Source organism: Paenibacillus sp. PastF-3 (assembly GCF_029893135.1).
In the GTDB taxonomy this organism is placed as follows: domain Bacteria; phylum Bacillota; class Bacilli; order Paenibacillales; family Paenibacillaceae; genus Paenibacillus_AQ; species Paenibacillus_AQ nitricinens.
Genome location: NZ_JARXWM010000018.1, coordinates 1 through 21381, shown reverse-complemented (window position 1 = coordinate 21381; position 21381 = coordinate 1). Strand labels below are relative to the sequence as shown.

Genomic DNA, 21381 nt, shown 5'->3' with positions numbered 1-21381 from the left:
TATAAGCCACCCTCCGCTTAATAGTTGGAATATGGGGGAAAGACTGTGGTAGAGCGGTTATTTATGAGTTTTTTTGAATGGAGTGAAGAGTAAAACAGTTATTTTAAGTCTATTCTTATTGCCGAAACAAGTCAAACGGATATTTTAATCCTGAGATATATTCCGAAAAAAATAATGTAAAAAAATTCAAAATTATATCTTTACAAATATGGAAATCTAAGCAACAATAACATTGTCGAAACCGATTTCGATTCTTCGCTTGAATTACGAATATTACGAAATTCGAGGAGTGATGTTTAGGATGAAGAGGAATTTCACGGCAGCAATAGCTGCTATGCTCCTTGTCACCGGGCTGCTATCACCGGTTGGGAGCATGAATGCTTCAGCGGCAGAGCCATTAAAGGGAAACTCACCTGATTCAGCGGTAACGAAAGTGGAAAATGAAACAATCGATGTATTGAAAGCGTTTACGGATGTATCTCCAAGCCATTGGGCTGCAGGTCCATTACAGCGTTGGAGCGCAAATGGGATTATAAGTGGATATGACGACGGATCGTTTCAACCGGGCAAGGAAGTCACAAAGGCAGAGTTCGCGGCAATTATGAATCGTATATTTAATTATCAGGAGCAATCGGATAAGCTTCCAGCGGATGTGCTGGCTACAGACTGGTATAAGAGTGATATTGCCAAAGGGATTGCAGCTGGATATTTGAGCAGTGATAAGAATAACAATATTTATCCTTCCCATGCACTCTCGCGTGCTGAGGCGGCGTTATCCTTGGAGAAAGTGTTTCGTTTCAATACGGACAAAAGTAGCACAGCAGGATTCACTGATTTGAACGGAATCAGTGATGAAACTGCGAAAGCGATAGCAGCCCTATCGAGTGCTGGCTTTATTAAAGGTTATCCTGGAGGTTTGTTTAAGCCTGAGGGCGGAATTACACGTGCAGAGCTTGCTCAGCTTGCTGATCGAATGGTTTCGGGACTCATCTTAAAATCTGGAGAGACTTCGCTTGGAACAGTAAAGGGCAATGTAATCATTAATCATGCCGATGTGGTTCTTAAAGATACTGTCATCCAAGGCAATCTTTATTTAACGGAGGGGATTGCCGAAGGGAATGCGAAGCTTGAAGGTGTTAAGGTAACAGGGACTACGTTTGTACGAGGTGGCGGTGAGCAAAGTATTGGCTTACACAATGCTTCTATTGGGCCGCTTCAAGTAGCCAAACCTAACGGCAAGGTTCGAATTTATGCCAGCGGTTCAACAACTGTGGATACTGTGCAGCTGCAATCCGGGGCTATCTTGGAAGAGAGCAGCGATCTTACGGGAGCAGGCTTTGGGGATATTGAGATGAACGTCGTTCCTCATAATATCTCACTTCGAGGGATATTTGGAGCGGTTCGCTCGGCAGACTCAGTAGTCAGCGGCTCTTTGCTAAGAATCTCAGGAACTATTGCCAGTCTTACGGTGGGCAGCCCAACTCAATTGACTCTGGAGAATAATGCATATGTGTCTGCGTTAATCCTGACTGCAAGTGCCGGAGGCACAGTGATTCAAGGCAGCGGAAGCGTAACCTCAATAGATAACAAAGCCGATGGAGTAACGATTGGCGGCTCACCAGTACAAAAAGGAAACACTGGGAAAACGACATTACCAGTAGCAACTTCTGCTCCAAGCAATTCTGGTAATGTAGGTCCAACACCAACCAATGATCCGTGGACGCTGGTTTGGGGAGATGAATTCAATGAAGGGACCATTGATCCTACGAAATGGACCTATGACCTTGGAGATGGTTCGCAATTTAACAATCCAGGTTGGGGTAACAACGAGAAGCAATGGTATACAAGTGATGAGAAGAACGCAAAGGTACAAGATGGTAATTTAGTGATTACGGCGCATAAAGAAGCAGTAAGTGGCAAAGAGTACACTTCTGCGCGACTTAAGACAAAAGGTCTGTTCAGCAAGAAATATGGGAAATTCGAGATTCGAGCTAAAGCACCTACCGGAAAAGGGTACTGGCCGGCGATCTGGATGCTGCCCGAGAACTACGAGTACGGAAATTGGGCTTCCTCTGGTGAGCTTGATATTATGGAGGGCTGGGGCAGCCGTCCTAATACGGTAGCGGGTACTATTCATTACGGCGGCGAGTGGCCTAACAATGTGTACTCTGGTAAAGAGTATGTGTTCCCGGAAGGTTCCACAATAGAACAATTCCATACGTACTCCATTGAGTGGGAACCGGGAGAAATTCGCTGGTATGTAGATGGTGAGCTGTTCTTGACCAAAAATGACTGGTACAGCATCAGCAATGGCCAGCCTGCGAATAATGCTTATCCAGCACCATTCAATCAAGAGTTCCACCTGCTGTTAAATCTGGCTGTTGGCGGCAACTTCGATGGCGACCCAACACCTGAGACTGTGTTTCCAAAGTCAATGCAGGTTGATTATGTCAGAGTCTATGAACTGACAGGCCGTGAGTATCGTGAGCCGATACCCGTAACGCTGGAGAAGGAAGCTTACTTAGAAGGCTCAAAGCTTGCACTTCCTGATGGCAATCTTGTCTATAACAACAACTTCACGGAGCAGGTTCCGGGAGATAATGGAATGGGAATACCGAATACTTCACATTGGGTTTTGTTTAAAGAACCAGGAGCCGATGCTACAGTATCTACTGTGCCGATTGGGGGGCACAACTTCGTAAAGGTAAATATCAGTAATGCTGGAGGCAATGTGTATTCCGTTCAACCTCAAGCGATCGTATCCGTTGCTAAAGGCAGATTCTATAAGCTCAGCTTCGATGCGAAAACAGACGTATCACGTAATATTAGCGTTAAACTAACGGGGGGAGAATCACGGGGCTTTGCCGCTTATTCTCCAGCGCTTAAGGCAGAGCTGACTTCCGAGATGACCCATTTCGAAACGATGTTTCAAATGAAAGAAAACTCTGATATTGCAACACGGATAGAGTTCAACATGGGTACTAATGCTTCACCAGTCTGGCTCGGAAATGTCCGTCTGGAAGAGGTAGATCGTATTCCTTTTGACCATGACGGAATAAAGACACCGCTCGGTAGCGGTAATCATCTGTACAATGGCACTTTCGATCTTGGTGAGCCGAATCGGATGAGCTATTGGCACGTAGAAACAGCCAAAGGTGCAACGGCCGCGGCTAAAGTAGATGACAAAGGCAAGCTGAATGTGAAAATTGGCGGCAGCGAAAGTGGCGAAGTCCGATTGCTTCAGAAGGGAATTCAGCTTATACAAGGCCAAGACTATGAACTTGCCTTTAATGCTGCAGTATCCTCTGCACGTACAGCCACAGTTCAGCTTCTTGGAAAAGACGGCAGCGTACATGCGCAGCAATCGGTTAACTTAGCCCAAGGTGAACAAGAAATAAAAGCCAGCTTCACTAACCTTGCAGGTGCAACGGATCATGAGGGACAATTCATATTAATTCTGAATGGTGCTGCGGATACCGTCATCTTGGATAACTTCAAGTTGCTGCGCACGAGCTTTTATTATGATCCATCACTTGTTTACTATCCGCTGGTGAATGGTGAATTCAACGCTGAATTTCTTGCCTGGGATCGGCTGTTGACGGAGCAGGGCGGACAGAGCACTGCTACTGCTACAGATGGAACAGCGAAGTTTAACATTACGAATACGGGTAGTCAGCCCTATTCCGTGATGTTGTTTCAAAATAACTTGAAAGCTGCAAGCGGAATAGATTATGTGCTAGAGTTTGATGCCAGTTCAACCATAGCCCGGAAAATCGGAGTAAATGTTGAAAATGCATCTTATCAGGCTTCATTTACAAATATTGTAGAGCTCACACCAGCAACAACTCATTACAAATTCGAATTCCGTCAAGGCAGTAAAGATACACTGTCTCTTAAATTCCTGCTTGGAAAGGTTGAGGGAAATAGTATTCCTCAAAGCCATGATATTATTATCGATAATGTGAAATTTGAAATTAAAAATGCACCAGCAAAACCTCAGGAATTGATAAGCGATAGTTCAAACAACAGAGTTTCGCAGCCGATTGAGCTAACCTTCATAGACCATGAGGATTGGAGAAAGAAAATTGTTGCAGTGAAGGTTAATGGTACAACACTTGAAACTGAACAATACACCATTGAACCTGGGAAAATCACAATCGATGCAGCAGTATTTCCATCCGAGGGCAACTATACCATCACAGTAGAAGCTGACCATTACGCAAACGGATATGTGCTTCAGACAATACTTGCTAATGATAACAATCTGGTCATCAATGGTTCGTTTGGTAGCGATAAGACGGGTTGGTCTACATGGTCTGGAGAAGGTGGTGTTTCGGCATTTGATGTGAAGGATGGCGTGGCAGAAATCTTGATTACGTCGGCAGGATGGGAGGCATGGCATACACAATTTTACCAAGAGGGTATCCCGCTGGAAGGCGGAAAAACGTATGAGGTGAGTTTTAAGGCAAAATCAACGGTTCCTCGGCAAATCATCCTGGAATACTCCAATACTTCTGCAGCTTCCGCTCAAGCAAAGTTTGATATTACTGCCGATTGGGCAACGTATGGCGCACAATTTACGGTGTCTAACAGCAATCCGCTGAAGCTGAATTATCTGATTGGCAAATCGCAGGGCACTGATCCTACGGCTAACAGTACGCCACATACGATTTCTTTTGACGATATTGTGGTCCGGGAAGTACAAGGTGGTCCGCCAGTGACACCCCCAAGCGGCACGCTGGATAATGGAAGCTTTGATGTGGATTCAAAAGGGTGGAGCCAGTATTTTGATGGAACCGGATCTGCTGCTGTAAAAGATGGCGAATTTGCGATAGACCTGACGGGCACAGGGCAAGCTGCCTACAGCGCACAAGTGGATTACGAAAACCTGAAGCTTATTCAGGGAAAGACGTACACCTTGAAGTTTAAGGCCCGTTCTACGGTAAACCGTAATATTCAGGGAGCTGTGGAGCATAAAGGCGGGGACTACACCAAATATATGGAGGCTGAGCTTATAGCCTTGACCCAGAACATGAAAGAATTCAGCTACACATTTACCATGAACGGTGCGACAGACGCAGGGGTTCATCTGGTATTTTTACTAGGGCTTATTGATGGGAACAGTACGGAGACGAATAGTGAAATTGGTGCGGGCAGCACGATTTATTTGGATGATGTAAGCTTAATCGAAAGTTAAACGAAAAAAACGGCAGTGTTTTCCTTTTTACAGGAGCACTGTCGTTTTTTTTGGCTTGGAATTAAGATTCTTCTTTAGGGATAAATTCGAAGATCTTACCATTCTCAAAAGATTCTATTAATTTTAGCAACCAGCGGTAGTAATTAATGGATTCGGTAATCTTCTCTTCATCTGTATTTAAGAGCTGCATAAGTTTACTATCGTCACTAAACTCTTTTTTCATATCGTTAATTTCTGCAAGTGATTTCGCTAGTGAAATCATATTTCCTTCGACGGCTTTTCTCCATTTAATAGAGAAGTAATCACTGAAGTTCTGATGCCAGTCAGGTACAGTGGTGAACAGGTCTTTGCGAGTCCCTCTCCCCCAAACTTTATCGATCATTTTCAGATCTAGGAGGGTACGGACTCCCGTACTCATGGACGTTTTGCTCATTCCCATTGTTTTGCTAAGTTCGTCCAATGTCACTGGACCTTGATTGAAATACATATAACCGTATAAATGCCCAATGGATAAAGTGATGCCGTATAGATCCATATTTTTACCGATAGAGTCTATCACGCGTTCACGGGCCTTACTAATCTTCTCTATTTGTTCGGGTGTTAACCCTTCTAAATCGTTCATGATGTCCCTCCTGAGGAATAGGTCGATAGACTGCTGCAACCTTATACAATGTATTGTAATCAAATCCCCCTCCATAAGTAAAGAAATCATGAAGAAAGGAATTTGGTGTAAAACAGAGTATTCTATACATAAAGTACGTAAAGTTAAAACTGTACACTAAATTTTATCCGTATATGGTGTTTGCATGAATTTTCAATAGTCCGGTACACTACTATAAGTGAACTAAACCCGGATATATTTTCGGGAGAAGGAGGACGGCATGGCTATTATAGAGGTGAAAAAGCTAACCAAAGTATTCGGTCATGATGCGGGAAAGGCGATTCCATTATTAGAGCAAGGGTGGTCGAAGGAAAAGATCGCTCAGGAATTAAAGTTGACGGTCGGAGTCAACAAAGCCGAATTCAGCATTGAAGAAGGAGAAATATTCGTCATTATGGGATTGTCCGGCAGCGGTAAGTCAACGTTGGTTCGTTTGTTGAACCGTTTGATTGAGCCTACAGGGGGACAAGTCCTTTTTAAAGGAAAAGACGTCGTTAAAATGAATCCGGAGGAGCTTCGGCAATTTCGGCGCAAGAACATCGGCATGGTGTTCCAGAAGTTCGCATTGTTTCCACACCGGACGGTATTGGAGAATGCGGAATACGGACTTGAGGTTCAGGGCGTAGATAAAAAGAAGAGAACTGAACGGGCCATGGAAGCATTGCATCTCGTTGGTTTAAAGGGCTGGGAGAATCATCGACCGGATCAACTCAGCGGAGGGATGCAGCAGCGTGTAGGATTAGCAAGAGGACTTGCTAATGACCCTGATATCCTGCTCATGGACGAAGCCTTTAGTGCACTGGATCCGCTGATCCGTAAAGACATGCAGCAGGAGCTGCTGGAATTGCAGTCCAGAGTGAAGAAGACGATTGTGTTCATCACTCATGATCTAGACGAAGCCCTGCGGATTGGTGATCGGATTGCACTGATGAAAGACGGTGTTATCGTGCAGATTGGTACACCGGAGGAGATTCTCATTCAACCTGCCAATAAATATGTAGAGCGGTTCGTGGAGGATGTGGACTTGTCCAAGGTGCTAACTGCAGCTCATGTGATGCGGCAACCGGAAACGGTTAGACCTGAGCGCGGACCACGTGTAGCACTTCAACTGATGCGCGACAGCGGTATATTCAGCCTGTATGTGGTAGACAAAGAAAACAAGCTCTTGGGTGTTATTACAGCTGAGGACGCAGCACAGGCACTAAAGGATAATAAATCCATCCTAGAGGTTACACGGCGGGAGATCCCTCGTGTATATCCAGAAACGCTGCTCAATGATTTCTTTGAACTAATATCTGAGACACATTTGCCTGTAGCCGTCGTAGATGAAGCGGATAAATTAAAGGGTATTGTGATTAAGGGAGCCGTTCTTTCCGCACTCGCGGGTAACGCGGTACCGGAAGGAGAAGGATCTTAATGGACATTCCAAAACTGCCTTTAGGAAAGGCCCTCGAGTGGTTGGAAAACTGGCTAACTACGTATTGTGGCCCCTTGTTTGACTTTATCGCTACGATAATCGGTGGGATGGTTTCTGCAATTGAAGGTGCGCTGACCTTCCTGCCTGCATTAGTGCTTATCGTACTTATTGCAGCTTTATCTTATTGGATTGGGAAATGGCGCATGGCTTTATTTGCGATAATCGGACTGCTCTTAATCGATAATCTCGGATTATGGGGACCTTCGATGCAATCTTTAGCCCTTGTTCTAACTGCCTCGATATTGGCTGTGGTAATCGGCGTACCGATTGGTATTTTGTGTGCGCAGAGAAATGCGGTTAGAAATACAGTTACGCCTATTTTGGATTTTATGCAGACGATGCCGGCATTTGTGTATTTATTGCCAGCGGTATCTTTTTTCTCACTTGGTGTAGTTCCAGGTGTAATTGCATCGATCATCTTTGCGATTCCACCGACAATTCGTTTGACCAATCTCGGTATTCGTCAAGTTTCAGAGGAGTTAGTGGAAGCAGCCGATGCTTTTGGTTCAACACCAACTCAGAAGCTGGTTAAATTGCAGCTGCCGATTGCACTGCCAACGATTATGGCAGGCGTCAATCAGACGATTATGTTATCACTCTCGATGGTTGTCATCTCATCTATGATTGGTGCGCAAGGTGTAGGAGCCTATGTATACCGTGCGGTATCGCAGGCTAAGACAGGAGATGGGTTCGAGGCGGGGATCGCTATTGTTATTATAGCTATTCTACTCGACCGTTTAACGCAGAACGCACTAAAACCAAAACAGAGATAGGGGTTTAAAAAAGAATGAAGAAAAAAAATATAGGGTTATTCCTGTTAGTGATTATGATGATTACTGTGATTGCTGGATGTTCATCCTCAAGCAACGAGAAAGTAAAACTGGCTTATGTAGCATGGGATTCGGAAATTGCGAGTACTTATGTAGTAAAGGAAGTACTTGAAACTAAGCTTGGAGCTACTGTTGAAATGCTGCAGGTAGATGCAGGTCCAATGTGGGCAGGAGTTGCTGACGGTAGTGCAGATGGAATGGTTGCAGCCTGGCTGCCAAGCACGCATGCTGCTTATTTAGAAAAGTATGGTGCGAAAATGGAAGATTTGGGTCCAAATCTGAACGGAACCAAGGTTGGTTTAGCGGTTCCAGCGTACATGGATATTAATTCTATTGAAGATTTGAAAAACAGTGACCTAGCTGGTAAATTGAACAATCGAATTATCGGGATTGAGCCGGGTGCTGGTATTATGACAACAACAGAAAAGGCTATAGCTGAATATGGCCTTACTGATTATACCCTTCTTGAAAGTTCATCAGCAGCGATGGCTCAAGAGCTGCAAAAAGCCTATGACAACAACGAGCCTATCGTTGTTACGGGTTGGACACCACACTGGATGTTCGCCAATATGGACCTGAAATATCTGGAAGATCCAAAAGGTGTATATGGTGCGGATGAGCAAATCCATACGATGGTTCGTCAAGGTCTGAAAGAAGACATGCCGAATGTCTATAAGTTCTTGGATCAATTTGAGTGGACAGCAGAAGATATGGCGAAAGTAATGGTTGAGGTTCAAGGTGGGAAATCACCAGAAGAAGCTGCTAAAACTTGGGTAGAAAACAACCCCGATAAAGTGAATGCGTGGATTCAAGGTGTAGAATTGTAAGTAGATAGAATTCTGTGGTATGATGTGAAGAATCAATGGATTACAAAAGTGTAACTTGTACGCTAACCACTGTTCTTTACAAATGCACTTCATAAGCAAACTCATTCAATAAAACACCCCGGAAGGGGTGTTTTTCTTGAGAATATAAGCAAAGTAATAAAAGGGATATCTATACTTTGCTTATATTTTAATGCTCACACTTATGCTTTAGCGAAGTAAATCAGGAGGCAGCTGCTGCAAGGAGTCAAGAGAGGAGACTGCTTCATGACAGAGACCATAAATACCTGGATAGATTGGCTGCTGCAAACGCTTGGCCTTAGTGGACCCTCTATTTTATTTGTGACGATTCCATTGGCGCTATTGCAGAGTATATTAGGATTTTTTCCGTTCGTAATTTTGATTGTACTCCATGTGTCTGTATTTAACGTTATTGGAGGTATGATAATCAGTTGGCTCGCTTGTAATCTGGGTGGAATACTGATGTACTTCCTCATTCGACGTTACCTTTACAATTGGTTTGATCGAAAATGGAGGTCCAAGCTGAAAAGGTATGACAAATGGCAGCGTTACTTGGATCGATATGGAATCTGGACGTTGGTACTTCTACGTACGATTCCTATTATTCCGAACAATGTAATCAACTTTATGTCCGCTGTTTCACCGATAAAAGCCTCATCCTTTGTTTGGGGGACCGTGCTTGGGAATCTGTCTTACATTTGGCTATTCGGTACGATCGGCTCAAGCTTAATCGTCCCTAGGGAAGAATGGAATGGATATATTACTTGGTATGCCGTGTTTATCGCTATTCTAATCGGGATCTTTATACGGCGGCACTGGGACCATTTGCAGGAAGATAAACGGAGTAGAATGCACTAATACTAATTAATCATCAAATGAATGAAGAACGTTTCTTTGGCATTATCTGCCGGAGGGAACGTTCTTCTTTTTTGTCTTCTTTGCGAATACCTTAAACTAAGTGGAGGTGGCTTGACCTCTACGTAAGGCGGGAGGGACTATCGCAATGGGGAGATTAAGAAAATGGGGGAACCGAGGGCTAAGATTACCTGATCTAGGTCAGTTTCGGCTGCCAAAAATAAATGGGGGCGGGACGCCGAGGTTCTCTGGAAGAAGCTCCGCGTTCAAGTCAAAACCTAGTAGGGCAGCGGCTAGACCACAGAGTGCACGCTTTGAAGCTAAGCGAAGTAGAAGTCATATGAGCTCATCGAGTAGGGCAGAAAGAAAGATGAACGTTACCGGTGGAAACACGCGTAAGCCAAGAAGCCGGCGTAAATTTTGGCTGATTGCATCCTTAGTATTGATTGTGCTTGTGCTACAGGCACTGCGATACGTGGAGCTGCACATGAAGCCACCTATTTTGCATTTAGCGCAAATTCGTGTGAAGCAAATCGCAACTGAGTCGATAAATAAAGCGATTACTTCACAAGTTGCGAACGGAGGAAATGCAGAGGAACTGATTGATTGGAAGACCGATAAGAACGGGAAAATATCAGGCTTTATGTTGAACTATGCGGAGCATATGCGTATTACTTCACAAGCAGCAGAGGTAATCCAGACCACGTTGCAGGATTTGCATAATCAGACAGAATATATTCCGCTCGGTCAGGCACTAGGTAGTCCTCTCATCGCCTCTTATGGGCCTGATATTCCGATCAAGATTGAACCGCAAGGTGCTGTTAAGGTTGAACTCAGCACTCGCCAGCAAAATGCCGGAATCAATATGATTTTAGTTGAGGTCTATATCCATATTGTTACGGAGGTAGCGGTGGTTATTCCTTTTGACATGGAACCCCAGGTAGTGGATACGGAAATTCCAGTGTCATATCTGATGGTCGTCGGAGACGTGCCAATGTATTACTACGATAATCAGGGTCAGCCTGTCGGTGCTAATGGCAGCAGTGCTCCAGGAATTGCTATTCCTGCACCGTCTGTAAGTGGAGATAAAAATGGAGTATCAGATCAGAGCAAGGATACTACTGGGAATAGCAAAGAGGATAGCAATTCATCGCCAGCTGCACCCAATTCTTCAAATACAGGCGCAGCTCATACAGAAGAAGGCGGCAAAGGCGTAAATGGAGGAAATTAAGGGATATCATGCTTAACCGCTCATAGACTATAGGTAGAATTGCTTTAAATAAATGGAGCGTGAGTCCTAATGTCACATGAATCGCTGAATATGGAACGCTTGGCAGGGAGATACGGTTTCCTTGAACGTGCCGGACTTCTACCCTTGCCTAGTGAAGATGGGATTTCTATTGTAGTTGAGCTTAGCCGTATGGAATGTGCTACGGTCTGTTTACCCCTGCTGCTGCTTCACTCGGGAGTGGCTGTGCGCATTATTGCTGTTTCAATGTCTCCCGACTTCCCCATGGAGGTATTAGCAGGACAGTTCTCGCCGGAGGAACCAGTGCTCTTCCTACCTTATGAGAAGGAGGAGTATATGCCCAACCTAGCTCTGGCCCATATTGAGACCACCTTTGCTATTCTGCTTGAAGATTCGATTATGGTATCGCCTGGCTGGTTAAGCGAGTTAATGTGGGCTTCCGTTGATGATGCATCCGTAAGAGTCATTGCTCCGCGTTCTTCTACCGAAAAGGGTGAAGGGAAGAAACGGCTTCACTTTGGTACTCATCATGAATTAACGGAGCATGTAAGCTACAGCCTTGGGCGGTATCAAGGCGAATGGCACGAGGTGGAAGTGCTAACCGGATCTTGTCTTTTATTCTCTAAGGAATTGGTTCAGCGAATTGGCGGTTTTGACACTTCGCTTCAAGCACGGCATCTCATGATAGCTGACTGGTGTCTTAGGGCGCGGCAGGTTGGAGTGAAACTGGCACTGAGTGAAGCTGTGTATGTTCATGCTATTCAGTCACTGGATAAATACCTTAGAACGAAGGACGAATCCAAACAAACGGACGGCTGGCAGACTTACTACAAGAAATGGGCACTTGAAAGCGGGATAGAGAACGAAGGACTTTTAGTACCCTATACTGAGTCCTTAAAATTTCCACAGCCGGTTATACCATTGGGCAGGATTCCCTTAGCATCTCCGTTGGTAACGGCCATAGTTTATTGTGATGAAGCTTGGGATTGTGATGAGCTGAAGGAGCGATGGGTAGCTGTACGGGAGCAGCAGAGCTACAAGTATATTCGCTGGATTTGGATTAGAGATACTTTGGTGGACGCTACGCTTGAGTTACCGGTTAGCGAACATGATGTAATGATAACAGTTCATGGTGAGGATGTATGGCAACGGGCGTTAAAGAACGCATCTGCATTATATGAGAGCGAGATCATTCTGTATTTGTCCACTTCTATCCAATATGAGAAACGTTATGTTGAGCGGGTAGTGAAGGCCATAACTCAAGGATCCGCAGATCTGATCGTAAGTTTATCGGCTGAAATGGAAGAAGCTGGGGTTCATTTGCTTGCAGGGGGAGATTCAGCGCTCGCTCTACCTCTTGAACGTGTTGCTTACAAAGGAGGGATCCTACCTGGGATGATTAGCAATGGGAAGTTTACTTCCCGTCAATTGCTGCTGCACCCTAATGCCTCTCTGGTAATTGGCTATATTGGGGATTTGTCCGATTCCAAGGAGGCACACCCATGAAATATTTAATTCTAAGCGGAGGTTCTTGGGAGGACTACGAATATAAAAGATTGCTAGAGCTTCTTCCCGATAGGGAAGGGGTCTGCTTTGCTGGACGAATGACTAGTGAGCAGCAGACTAACAATCAGATTAGGGCAGTTGCGGCTGCAGATATTTATTCTTTGAACATGAAGCAATACACGATTCTTGTCTCTTCTCCTTATTGGCTCACAGAGGTTCTCTCTTTGCAGGCAGCTTATGTAGTGGCTCTGCTAGAACGCTGTCCGGAAGAAGAAAAGAAGTGGTTATGGGATAAATACAGCAGTTTGCTTGGCGCAAAGGCTGACCTTGTAGCCACCCGATCTGAACGGATATATCTAGAGCAGAGCTTGCGCAGGGAAGATGTGCTCTATCTCGCCGGGGATCAGCAAGAATCCTATGGAGTTACCTTTCAGGGAGATCGGCTGTATTTTCTTACGGATTATGAGGTGCTGTGGAGAAAGGCAATTGCGAACTTGCGTCAGGATTCAGCGAGATCACCTGCCGATTGGGTTACTATACAGCTTGAGTTGCGGGCGGACTATTACATTTCCATGTGTGCTAAGCTGCCCAGTCAACCTGTTGTGCATTACTTGGCAGCTTCCTATCTGTACTTGTTGGGGGATTCCGTAGCAAACCGCTATCTGGCGCAATCCTTTGAGCTCATGGTGCTGTATGAATATTTAGATTGCCTTCATTCACATTTTCGCTTTTTTTCGGCTATAGAGGGTAAGACTGGGGATTTGGAAACAGCTGTTCAACAATATACGATTACGGCAGTTACAGCTGAGGAGAAGCAGGATGCGGAAAGGCTGCAGGGCTGGCTTCACTCCGGGCAGTACGAACTTGTCCGGGCAGAGCTGTTTCGCTTAAATGAGGATGAAGCTGAGGCAATACGGATTCTGAGTTCGCTTACCACCTCAGAGGCGAAGAGGTTATTGATTCAGAATTATATTCGGACCTTCCAATGGGAGAAAGCGCTAGAGCTTCAGCAAGATTTGGAGGGGAATGTTGATGGGATTATAGAAGGCACAATACACTTGCTACATGGCAGACGACATGAGGCTATGCGCAGCTTCTTGAATGCGGCAGGGCAAGACAATCAGGCGTGGCCGCTTTTATCAGAGATGGCAGATCTAGAAGAGGCCGTAAAACGATTGAAAAGGAGAGTGGAGGGATGAGTAGTCATAAATGGCCTCTCCGCAAAACAGCAGGTAACCGCTTGACCGCTATGATGCAGGTTCGTAACGAAGCTGGAAGGTATCTGGAGCAGGTACTTGAAGAACTGAGTGAGTTTGTGGATGATATTGTAGTTGTTGATGATGGAAGTACAGATCATACGGCACAGTTATGTCGTTCTTTTGCCAAGGTTACGAAGCTTGTGACACTGGAGACCTCCTTGTTTAATCGTGAGTGGGAGTTAAGACAGCTGTTATGGGATTTAGCGGTGTCTACGAATCCGGATTGGCTCCTGTCTGTAGACGCTGATGAGTTCTATGAAGAGGCAGCTAAACGGGAGATGAGACGGCTGATTGATCAGGATGTGTATGACTGGGTATCCTTCCGGCTATTTGATTTTTGGGGTGGCACCACCCATTATCGTGAAGATGAACATTGGAATATCCATACGAAGCATACTCGTACACTTGTCCGATACTTGCCGAATTTTCATTATTTCTTCCCGAAAATGGATCATCATGTTCCTAGGCTGCCGCTTTCTTACTCGGTATTGCCGGGTTTTCTTGCCGAACTGCGAGTGAAGCATTATGGATGGGCAGTTTCCCCGGAAGAGCTTCGACTTAAATATTCGCGTTATATGGAGCTTGATCCAGAGGGGCGCTGGGGGAGTCTGGAGCAGTACCAGTCCATTCTAGATGAGCAGCCCCATTTGATTGAATGGAAAGAATAGCTCTGAAATCCGAATCTGCCAGTCGGTTAGATCTGACTGGCAGATCTGACGAGCACCCCCCATGGGATATGACCTGAGGGTATTCCATGGGGGGAAGCTTTTGCAGCGAGCATAAGCTTATAGTATGAGAGTCCCACTGCAGCGGTAGTTCCTCCATTTCTGCGCACAGCCATTTCATCTGATAAAGCGATCTTTGGAGTTTCCCCACAGGAGCAAGCCATTGCCACATATAATAGCCATTCGGCGCAGTCCGTCGAAGCATTATAATGAGGGGGTTGACTGAGATAGATGGAACACCACTGTTTCTTTACGGGGATAGGAGCCTCAAGCAATCCATAGAATAAGGGCTGCGGCAGTTTGCACCATTGGAAGGAAGATCCCTCTGAATGACGATAGAGCGTTAATACACTGTCCCAAGCACCGACCTGAAGCAGCAATTGTGTAGCATAGCTCAGATCAGGAAGAGAAGGCTTAATGTCAGAACGACTTGTTAAAATATGATGAATCGTTAGGATCCCTGGTCTGTATGGTAATATGGAGACAACCCACTTCTTGGCTGATTCATTATCTCCAGCACGGCAAGACAAAGCCCAGAGATAACCGAGTATTGATGAATGTTCGGAAAGAAGAGATGGATTATGAAGGAGCTGCTCAAGGGGGGCGAGGGTGTGTTCCTCCTCTTGCTGCTGAGTACAAGCAAAGAAAGCCTGCACAATGGTTTGAACGGTTAGCGGTAGCTGCGAAGCAAAAGAGAGAGTGGTCAGCCATTCAAAATCACGAGCATTGAGCGCCGCGGGCACGAGATAGCCTAAAGTAATTGGTGAGAGAGTGTGGATATGATAGCGGGTCAATGCGATCATACTTAACCTCTCTCCAGATAGCAGGCTTAGTGGGACAAGCTGTTTCCACGCATCCGTATAATCTGGTTTAAACTGTATAGCAGCCTCGTAGTGTTTCCGCGCATTTGGATATAGAAATAACTTCTCGCATACTCTGCCCGCTAGTAGTTCTGTTCGATACGTTCCACTTCCCGAAGAAGATGGATATGAAAGTGCTGTATCCCCACTCTTCAGTGCTTGCTGCAAGAAGTGTCTAGCTTGGCTTAGCTGTCCTTGTTCGAGTAATAAAGCAGCATAGCCCTCTAATAAATCAGTGAAATCGGGAAACAATAAGCTCCCCGCATGAAAGACTTCCGCAGATTCCTGCTGCCTGTTACATCGTTGTAAAGCATAGGCAGTCTTTAGATAAATATCGGAGGCATACCCGGATTGGGTTGAAACATCAGCGAGTAATGGAAGAAGTACATCTGCAGCTGTATGATATTGTTCCTGTTGATAATGCTCTACCCCTAGCGCATAACGAAGAATTAGATGGTTCGGTTGAAGCTGCAGACCACTATTGATGAGAGCTAAATTGCGCTGATATTTATTTTTGCGCTGCAGTTCATCTTCTAAATAACCATAGTGATAAATACGCAATTCAGCGTAAGCAATCTCCCCTGCAGGAAGCTCCCAAATGCTGCTGGCCGTCTCCTCATGAATGATTCCACGAAAGATGATTCTTCTATCGTTTCTGAACAGGCGGCAGACATGATCGGTAACAAAATCCGCTTCAGGGGCGTCACCGGTATAGTGGATAATGGGTAGCCAATATCCGTGGATATGCGCTGCGTCCAGCAGGTGCTGGAGCTGCTCCTTCCTCCAATGATCTACAGCCTCATCGGCATCAAGTACCAGAATCCAAGGGGAAGTTGCATGCTTCAGACTTAGGTTTCGTGCTTTCGAGAAATCATTCTCCCAAGTCATATCGATGATCTTTGCACCGAACTTAAGTGCTATGTCTCTGCTATTATCCTCAGACCCGGTATCTACAATGATGATTTCTGATACGATTCCTTGCACAGAGGACAGGCATTTCTCCAAGTGGTTCGCCTCATTCTTAACGATCATACAAAGTGTGATCTCGGGTATAGTCATAGGAAACGTCCCTCCTATTCTGAAACTTTGTGTAGCGGAAGCGATAGGCGTGCTCTTTTGACTGCTGGAGAATAGGTAGCAGAAGAGGACAAGGAAGCAAGCAGACGATCCGCTAACAAAATCTGTGAACGCCCCTGCTCAGATGCTTGATTAAATGCCGCTTCTATAGAAATGGGCTGCTCTGTGGCATTTATCAGCTGTGCAGCTGCTTCATTACATCCCTCACTCTGTAATAATTCTAGGAGAATCCTGTTCTTAGTCACTGTGTAGTCTGGCAGATGAGCGAGGAACCAACCGTAAATTTCACTCTCGCGGCCTGCACATTTCAGGGCTCGTAGTAGCCGGGTAATGACGGGAGTCGGTTCGGGATGAAGCTGTGCGGTTTTGGTGTAACAAGCAATAGCTTCGGTCTCATCACCTATCTCTTCACATAATTGACCCAGCATATAATAGGTTAAATATGAACCAAATCCAGCCTCAGTATGGTAGCCAGGAGGAGCAGCTCCGATGACCAGAGCTTGTAACAACGCTACCTTGGCATCCGCAAAAGCTCCTAATTGTAATAGCAGGGCCCCTTTGAGATGGGCTAAGTCTGGATAATCCGGATGTGCGCTCATTCCACGATCACAGGCTGCGAGCGCCCCAGGGAAATCTTTTAATTCTGCAAGCGAGCGAATTTCATATTTGTGCAGCAGGTGGATGTAACTTGTATCAGGCGGTGCCTCTTCTAGTGATTGTTGGATATGATTTAGAGCAGGGTGATACTCCCCAAGACGCATATACTCAACAGCCATATTAAAATGGTGGAAAGGATCTTTAGGATTTAACCTTAGCTGTTCTTTCAGCAGCTCGACATTACGTTTGATTTTATCTTTCTTGATCACTACCCCTTCTGCGTAACCATAATGATGGATGACAACAGTGGTCAGATGCATCGGTGCCTGGGGTGTAGCTGTTATGATAGCCTCAGCAATCTGTTCGTGGATGATACCGCTAAACCGGTACTTAGGACGATTACGAAACATCCGAATAATCGGATTGACGGTGATCGTTTGTGAAGTGGGGGTTAGCCCTTTATGATTATGAATGCGTAGGAAAAATGCCTCGTACTCCATATGCTCAGCACATAGCAGTAATTCTCCCTTGCTCTCCTCACTTAATTCCTCATCTCCATCTAGAACGAGAATCCATTGTCCATGGGCCTGCTGGAGACCTGCGTTGCGGGCAGCAGCAAAGTCGCCGCTCCAAGGGTGCTGTATGATTTTAGCCCCGAAGTTTAGGGCAATTTGAACCGAAGCATCGGTGGATCCAGTATCGACTACAATGATCTCATCGACGACTCCCCGTACGCTTTTTAAACATTGGCTCAAGCTATCTCCTTCGTTCTTAACGATCATGCATAAGGAAATTAGCGGCTTTCTTCTTGAATGGTTCATAGGGAAGATCTCCCTTCGCTCTGACGTAAGCTCCACTGAGTGTGCCAAGATGTACGATTCAGCAAGGTAATGGATTTAAGGATAGCTCCGATATCCTCTTGCAATGGGCCATGAGCATGGGCATCATTTAAATTTTGTAGAGCATCTTCCATACTCAGCTTCGCTTGCTGAAGATAACAGAGGGATAAGCCGATCCTTGCGGATTCATGCTCAGGCTCTTGTTCCAGCGCTTGCTGAAACCATTCACTGGCCTCGGAATAATGCCCTTTGTCAAAGATCATCTCACCAATATAAAAAAGCACGTTTGCATCGGCGATCTTATCACGAACAAGTACAATAAATTCCTCTCCTGCAGCCTGCCAATCTCCTTCTTTATATAATGCTGTGGCAAATTCAGATCGATAAGCAGGGAACAGGTCTACTAAAGTATGACTAAGTGTGAGCTGATGCAGCTTTACGGATTGCCCGATGAGGTCGGAAAGGAATGAGGAATATAAGGGATCTACCTCTTTTTCTACCGGATATGCCACTTGTTGGCGTTGGGACCGCTCAATGTATTCCAGTCCAGAACGAAGTTCACCTGATGTATGGTTGAGCAAGTTCTTTTTAAATTCCCCATATCGTTCCCATTGGCAAATGGCCCAAAGAGTATACCACTGCTTTTGATGCTCTAAACCAAGGTGATCTTGGGAAACTAGTGAGGTCATCTGCCCAATAGCTGTACTCGCGTCTTCTAATTTGCCGGTGATGATGAGTGAAGAGATGATTGCATATGCAGTATCCAATTCCAATGGAAAAATATCTCGGGATAAGGTGGTTATGGTTTCATAAGCATTTATCTCATATAAACTGTCAATGATCGCGGATCTGCGGACTGAAGTAGTTGGGGGAACAAGTTGGATCAGTAAAGTGGCGATTTCCTCATCGGGTACAGCTAGACGTTGAAAAGCAGCAGCAATTCCCTGCAAGGCAGGCGTATATAAAGAATGGTGTTGAAGTGCACGATGAAAAAATCTTGCAGCATCCTCAAGAAGACCAAGCCGCTGTGAGATTAAACCCATCCGGTATAGGGGGCGAAAGGTGCTCATTCCTTGCTCACAGACATATTTTCCGCTAAGTATCTCATGTGCAGGAATGGACTCTGCATGTTGATAAGCTAATAGCGCTCGTTCCCAAAGTCCTTGGCTCTCTAAAGATTGGCCTAATAAAAAATGTAGATCAGGGTAGTCACCATAACGCTCCAGTTCAATCATCAGCAAGGGGTCAATCGCATTCATTTTTCCTTGCGCATGATAGATTTTGCAAAGATCCCTAATCATCGTAGGACGATAGGAGGCTTCAAGTGCTACATGGTGAAGGCCTTGGCGAAGCAACGTCTCAGCTTCCTGAAGACGACCTTCCTGACAGCAGTTTACTGCCAAATTATAGGAGTGGAAAGGATCGTCCGGATATTCGGTTAAAGCGAGGAGCAGCAGGTGCCTATTTCGATTGATTTTATCTTTTTGTGTCATGATTTCAGGTAAATATCCAAAGTGTATAATCTCAAGTGGACTGTGCTCAATTGCCGAGAGGTTATGTTTGCTAAGGATTGAAGTGTCAATTCCCTCATGAATTCTTCCGCTATATTGATAACCCTGTCCATTTCGGAATAAGCGAACTGCACTGTGTTTTACCTTATCTTCAGGTCGTACACCTACCCAATTATCAATGTTTACTGTAAAAGCCTGAGCTTGTGTATTCTGTAGAAGGCTGCGGAGTTCTGTAAGTGGGGTTTGTAAGCACTCATCGGCATCGAGGATAAGAATCCAATTCGTTGAGGCATGAACGAGCCCTTCATTCCGAGCAGCTGCGAAATCGTCTGTCCATTCCCGTTGGAAGACTCTAGCCCCGTGTGCTTCGGCAATAGCTATGGATTCGTCAGTAGAACCCGTATCGATCATCACAATTTCATCAGCACCAGCTACGCTTGCGAGACAGTGAGGCAGGAGATCAGCTTCATCTTTTACGATGAGGTGGACGCCAAGCGTAATATTATTCACGATTGTTCCTCCTTGGAAGGCATTATGTGGTTGATGCACATATGTATAGCTGCTGACACAAGCATAAACGCCTTCGGTGTCCTTATAGTTAAAGAAAAAGCACATGGATATCCATGTACTCTTTCTTGTTACAACATATGATGGTCATCTGGATTACGTGCCCTGAGCATTGAAACTTACATTGATCGTGGATGCAGAGCCTGAATTAGCTGATTGGTAGGATAGGCGGGTATATTTCAGGAATCTGGCTGGCACTATGACATCGATAGAACCTGCTGCTAAAGGATTATCCCCCGTGGTATCGACAAAATAGTTCGCTCCATCAGCACTGATTTCCACACGTGTGTTGACTGGATTTGCCCCAGTATTGTTAATGAAGAAGGAATACGTTCCCAGCACGCTCGTAGTAACGGCCGGTAGAGGGGTATAGGTATTAGCGGTCGCAATGCCTGTAGTCGTCTGTTCAATAAAGCTGCGTTGGGATATAGAAGTCACACTACTTAGTGTACCGGCAGTAATTGTAGCGCCGAGTACGCTGGTGATAGTTCCGTTAAGGATGTTGGTGACCGTACCTGCGGAAGAGAGAGTACCCGCTGTGATTGTAGCGCCAAGTACGCTGGTAATGGTGCCGTTTAAGATGTTGGTGACCGTACCTGCGGAAGACAGAGTACCGGCAGTAATTGTAGCACCGAGTACGCTGGTAATGGTGCCGTTTAAGATGTTTGTAACTGTACCAGCGGATGATAATGTACCTGCGGTGATCGTAGCGCCAAGTACGCTGGTAATGGTGCCGTTTAAGATGTTGGTGACCGTACCTGCGGAAGAGAGAGTACCGGCAGTAATTGTAGCACCGAGTACGCTGGTAATGGTGCCGTTTAAGATGTTGGTGACCGTACCTGCAGAAGAGAGAGTACCGGCAGTAATTGTAGCACCGAGTACGCTGGTAATGGTGCCGTTTAAGATGTTGGTGACCGTACCGGCGGATGATAATGTACCTGCGGTGATCGTAGCGCCGAGCACACTAGTGATTGTACCGGCTGTGATTGTAGCGCCAAGCACGCTGGTGATGGTACCCTCAAGAATGTTGGTAATGGTACCTGCGGAAGAGAGAGTACCGGCAGTAATTGTAGCACCGAGTACGCTGGTAATGGTGCCGTTTAAGATGTTTGTAACTGTACCGGCGGATGATAATGTACCTGCGGTGATCGTAGCGCCGAGCACACTAGTGATTGTACCGGCTGTGATCGTAGCGCCAAGCACGCTGGTAATAGTGCCGTTAAGAATGTTGGTGACTGTACCTGCTGAGGACAAAGTACCCGCAGTGATTGTAGCGCCAAGCACGCTAGTAATGGTGCCGTTAAGAATGTTTGTGACTGTACCTGC

At 45.5% G+C, this 21381-nt stretch carries 14 protein-coding genes; 9 read left to right on the top strand and 5 right to left on the bottom strand.

What is annotated here, in order from left to right:
• Positions 1 to 301: 301 nt before the first annotated feature.
• Positions 302 to 5197, top strand: coding sequence for a carbohydrate binding domain-containing protein (locus tag M2444_RS26625; RefSeq protein ID WP_280788482.1), 4896 nt, complete (start codon positions 302 to 304; stop codon positions 5195 to 5197).
• A 61-nt stretch (positions 5198 to 5258) separates the two neighbouring features.
• On the opposite strand, the gene M2444_RS26620 is transcribed toward M2444_RS26625, so the two are convergent.
• Positions 5259 to 5819: a GbsR/MarR family transcriptional regulator gene (locus M2444_RS26620; RefSeq protein ID WP_094878565.1), complete on the bottom strand. Its 561-nt coding sequence runs from the start codon at positions 5817 to 5819 to the stop codon at positions 5259 to 5261.
• Between the two features lie 259 nt (positions 5820 to 6078).
• On the opposite strand from M2444_RS26620, the gene M2444_RS26615 reads away from it, so the two are divergent.
• The 8 genes from M2444_RS26615 (at position 6079) to M2444_RS26580 (ending at position 14547) form a co-directional block, all read left to right on the top strand.
• A complete protein-coding gene (locus M2444_RS26615) occupies positions 6079 to 7275 on the top strand; it encodes a quaternary amine ABC transporter ATP-binding protein (RefSeq protein WP_042191675.1) in 1197 nt (398 codons plus the stop codon).
• Complete coding sequence (locus tag M2444_RS26610) at positions 7275 to 8108, top strand: ABC transporter permease (protein ID WP_280788481.1); 834 nt, start codon at positions 7275 to 7277, stop codon at positions 8106 to 8108. Before M2444_RS26615 ends, M2444_RS26610 begins: the two co-directional genes overlap by 1 nt.
• 14 nt (positions 8109 to 8122) lie before the next feature.
• Positions 8123 to 8992 (top strand): glycine betaine ABC transporter substrate-binding protein, encoded by an 870-nt coding sequence (locus M2444_RS26605; protein WP_094873938.1) that lies wholly within the window; start codon positions 8123 to 8125, stop codon positions 8990 to 8992.
• Between the two features lie 264 nt (positions 8993 to 9256).
• Positions 9257 to 9868 carry a TVP38/TMEM64 family protein gene (locus M2444_RS26600; RefSeq protein ID WP_094873936.1) on the top strand — a complete coding sequence of 204 codons (612 nt, stop codon included), beginning with the start codon at positions 9257 to 9259 and terminating at the stop codon, positions 9866 to 9868.
• 145 nt (positions 9869 to 10013) lie between these two features.
• Complete coding sequence (gene yunB / locus M2444_RS26595) at positions 10014 to 11096, top strand: sporulation protein YunB (protein WP_373455851.1); 1083 nt, start codon at positions 10014 to 10016, stop codon at positions 11094 to 11096.
• 69 nt (positions 11097 to 11165) lie between these two features.
• Positions 11166 to 12620, top strand: a complete 1455-nt coding sequence (locus tag M2444_RS26590; RefSeq protein ID WP_280788480.1) for a glycosyltransferase family protein — start codon at positions 11166 to 11168, stop codon at positions 12618 to 12620.
• Positions 12617 to 13819: a hypothetical protein gene (locus M2444_RS26585; RefSeq protein ID WP_280788479.1), complete on the top strand. Its 1203-nt coding sequence runs from the start codon at positions 12617 to 12619 to the stop codon at positions 13817 to 13819. Before M2444_RS26590 ends, M2444_RS26585 begins: the two co-directional genes overlap by 4 nt.
• On the top strand, positions 13816 to 14547 hold the full coding sequence (locus M2444_RS26580) for a glycosyltransferase (protein WP_280788478.1): 732 nt from the start codon (positions 13816 to 13818) through the stop codon (positions 14545 to 14547). The genes M2444_RS26585 and M2444_RS26580 overlap by 4 nt, the downstream gene beginning before the upstream one ends.
• A gap of 26 nt (positions 14548 to 14573) precedes the next feature.
• Here the strand turns inward: M2444_RS26580 and M2444_RS26575 are convergent, their stop codons facing one another.
• From M2444_RS26575 to M2444_RS26560, 4 genes are all read right to left on the bottom strand, one after another.
• On the bottom strand, positions 14574 to 16523 hold the full coding sequence (locus M2444_RS26575; RefSeq protein WP_280788477.1) for a glycosyltransferase: 1950 nt from the start codon (positions 16521 to 16523) through the stop codon (positions 14574 to 14576).
• 14 nt (positions 16524 to 16537) lie between these two features.
• The gene (locus tag M2444_RS26570) at positions 16538 to 17959 is read right to left on the bottom strand and encodes a tetratricopeptide repeat-containing glycosyltransferase family 2 protein (RefSeq protein ID WP_094878570.1); all 1422 of its coding nucleotides are present in this window, start codon (positions 17957 to 17959) and stop codon (positions 16538 to 16540) included.
• Entirely contained in the window at positions 17956 to 19998 is a 2043-nt protein-coding gene (locus tag M2444_RS26565) for a glycosyltransferase family 2 protein (protein WP_280788476.1), read from the bottom strand. Before M2444_RS26565 ends, M2444_RS26570 begins: the two co-directional genes overlap by 4 nt.
• 153 nt (positions 19999 to 20151) lie before the next feature.
• The coding region (locus tag M2444_RS26560) for a DUF6385 domain-containing protein (protein ID WP_280788475.1) at positions 20152 to 21381 on the bottom strand (1230 nt) is incomplete at its 5' end.

Excerpts from the sequence above, each read along its gene's own strand:
- M2444_RS26570 (WP_094878570.1), bottom strand. The coding sequence starts at position 17,959 with ATGAACCATTCAAGAAGAAAGCCGCTAATTTCCTTATGCATGATCGTT.
- M2444_RS26600 (WP_094873936.1), top strand. The coding sequence starts at position 9,257 with ATGACAGAGACCATAAATACCTGGATAGATTGGCTGCTGCAAACGCTT.
- M2444_RS26575 (WP_280788477.1), bottom strand. The coding sequence starts at position 16,523 with ATGACTATACCCGAGATCACACTTTGTATGATCGTTAAGAATGAGGCG.
- M2444_RS26625 (WP_280788482.1), top strand. The coding sequence starts at position 302 with ATGAAGAGGAATTTCACGGCAGCAATAGCTGCTATGCTCCTTGTCACC.
- M2444_RS26580 (WP_280788478.1), top strand. The coding sequence starts at position 13,816 with ATGAGTAGTCATAAATGGCCTCTCCGCAAAACAGCAGGTAACCGCTTG.
- M2444_RS26585 (WP_280788479.1), top strand. The coding sequence starts at position 12,617 with ATGAAATATTTAATTCTAAGCGGAGGTTCTTGGGAGGACTACGAATAT.
- M2444_RS26615 (WP_042191675.1), top strand. The coding sequence starts at position 6,079 with ATGGCTATTATAGAGGTGAAAAAGCTAACCAAAGTATTCGGTCATGAT.
- M2444_RS26605 (WP_094873938.1), top strand. The coding sequence starts at position 8,123 with ATGAAGAAAAAAAATATAGGGTTATTCCTGTTAGTGATTATGATGATT.
- M2444_RS26620 (WP_094878565.1), bottom strand. The coding sequence starts at position 5,819 with ATGAACGATTTAGAAGGGTTAACACCCGAACAAATAGAGAAGATTAGT.
- M2444_RS26590 (WP_280788480.1), top strand. The coding sequence starts at position 11,166 with ATGTCACATGAATCGCTGAATATGGAACGCTTGGCAGGGAGATACGGT.
- M2444_RS26610 (WP_280788481.1), top strand. The coding sequence starts at position 7,275 with ATGGACATTCCAAAACTGCCTTTAGGAAAGGCCCTCGAGTGGTTGGAA.
- yunB (WP_373455851.1), top strand. The coding sequence starts at position 10,014 with ATGGGGAGATTAAGAAAATGGGGGAACCGAGGGCTAAGATTACCTGAT.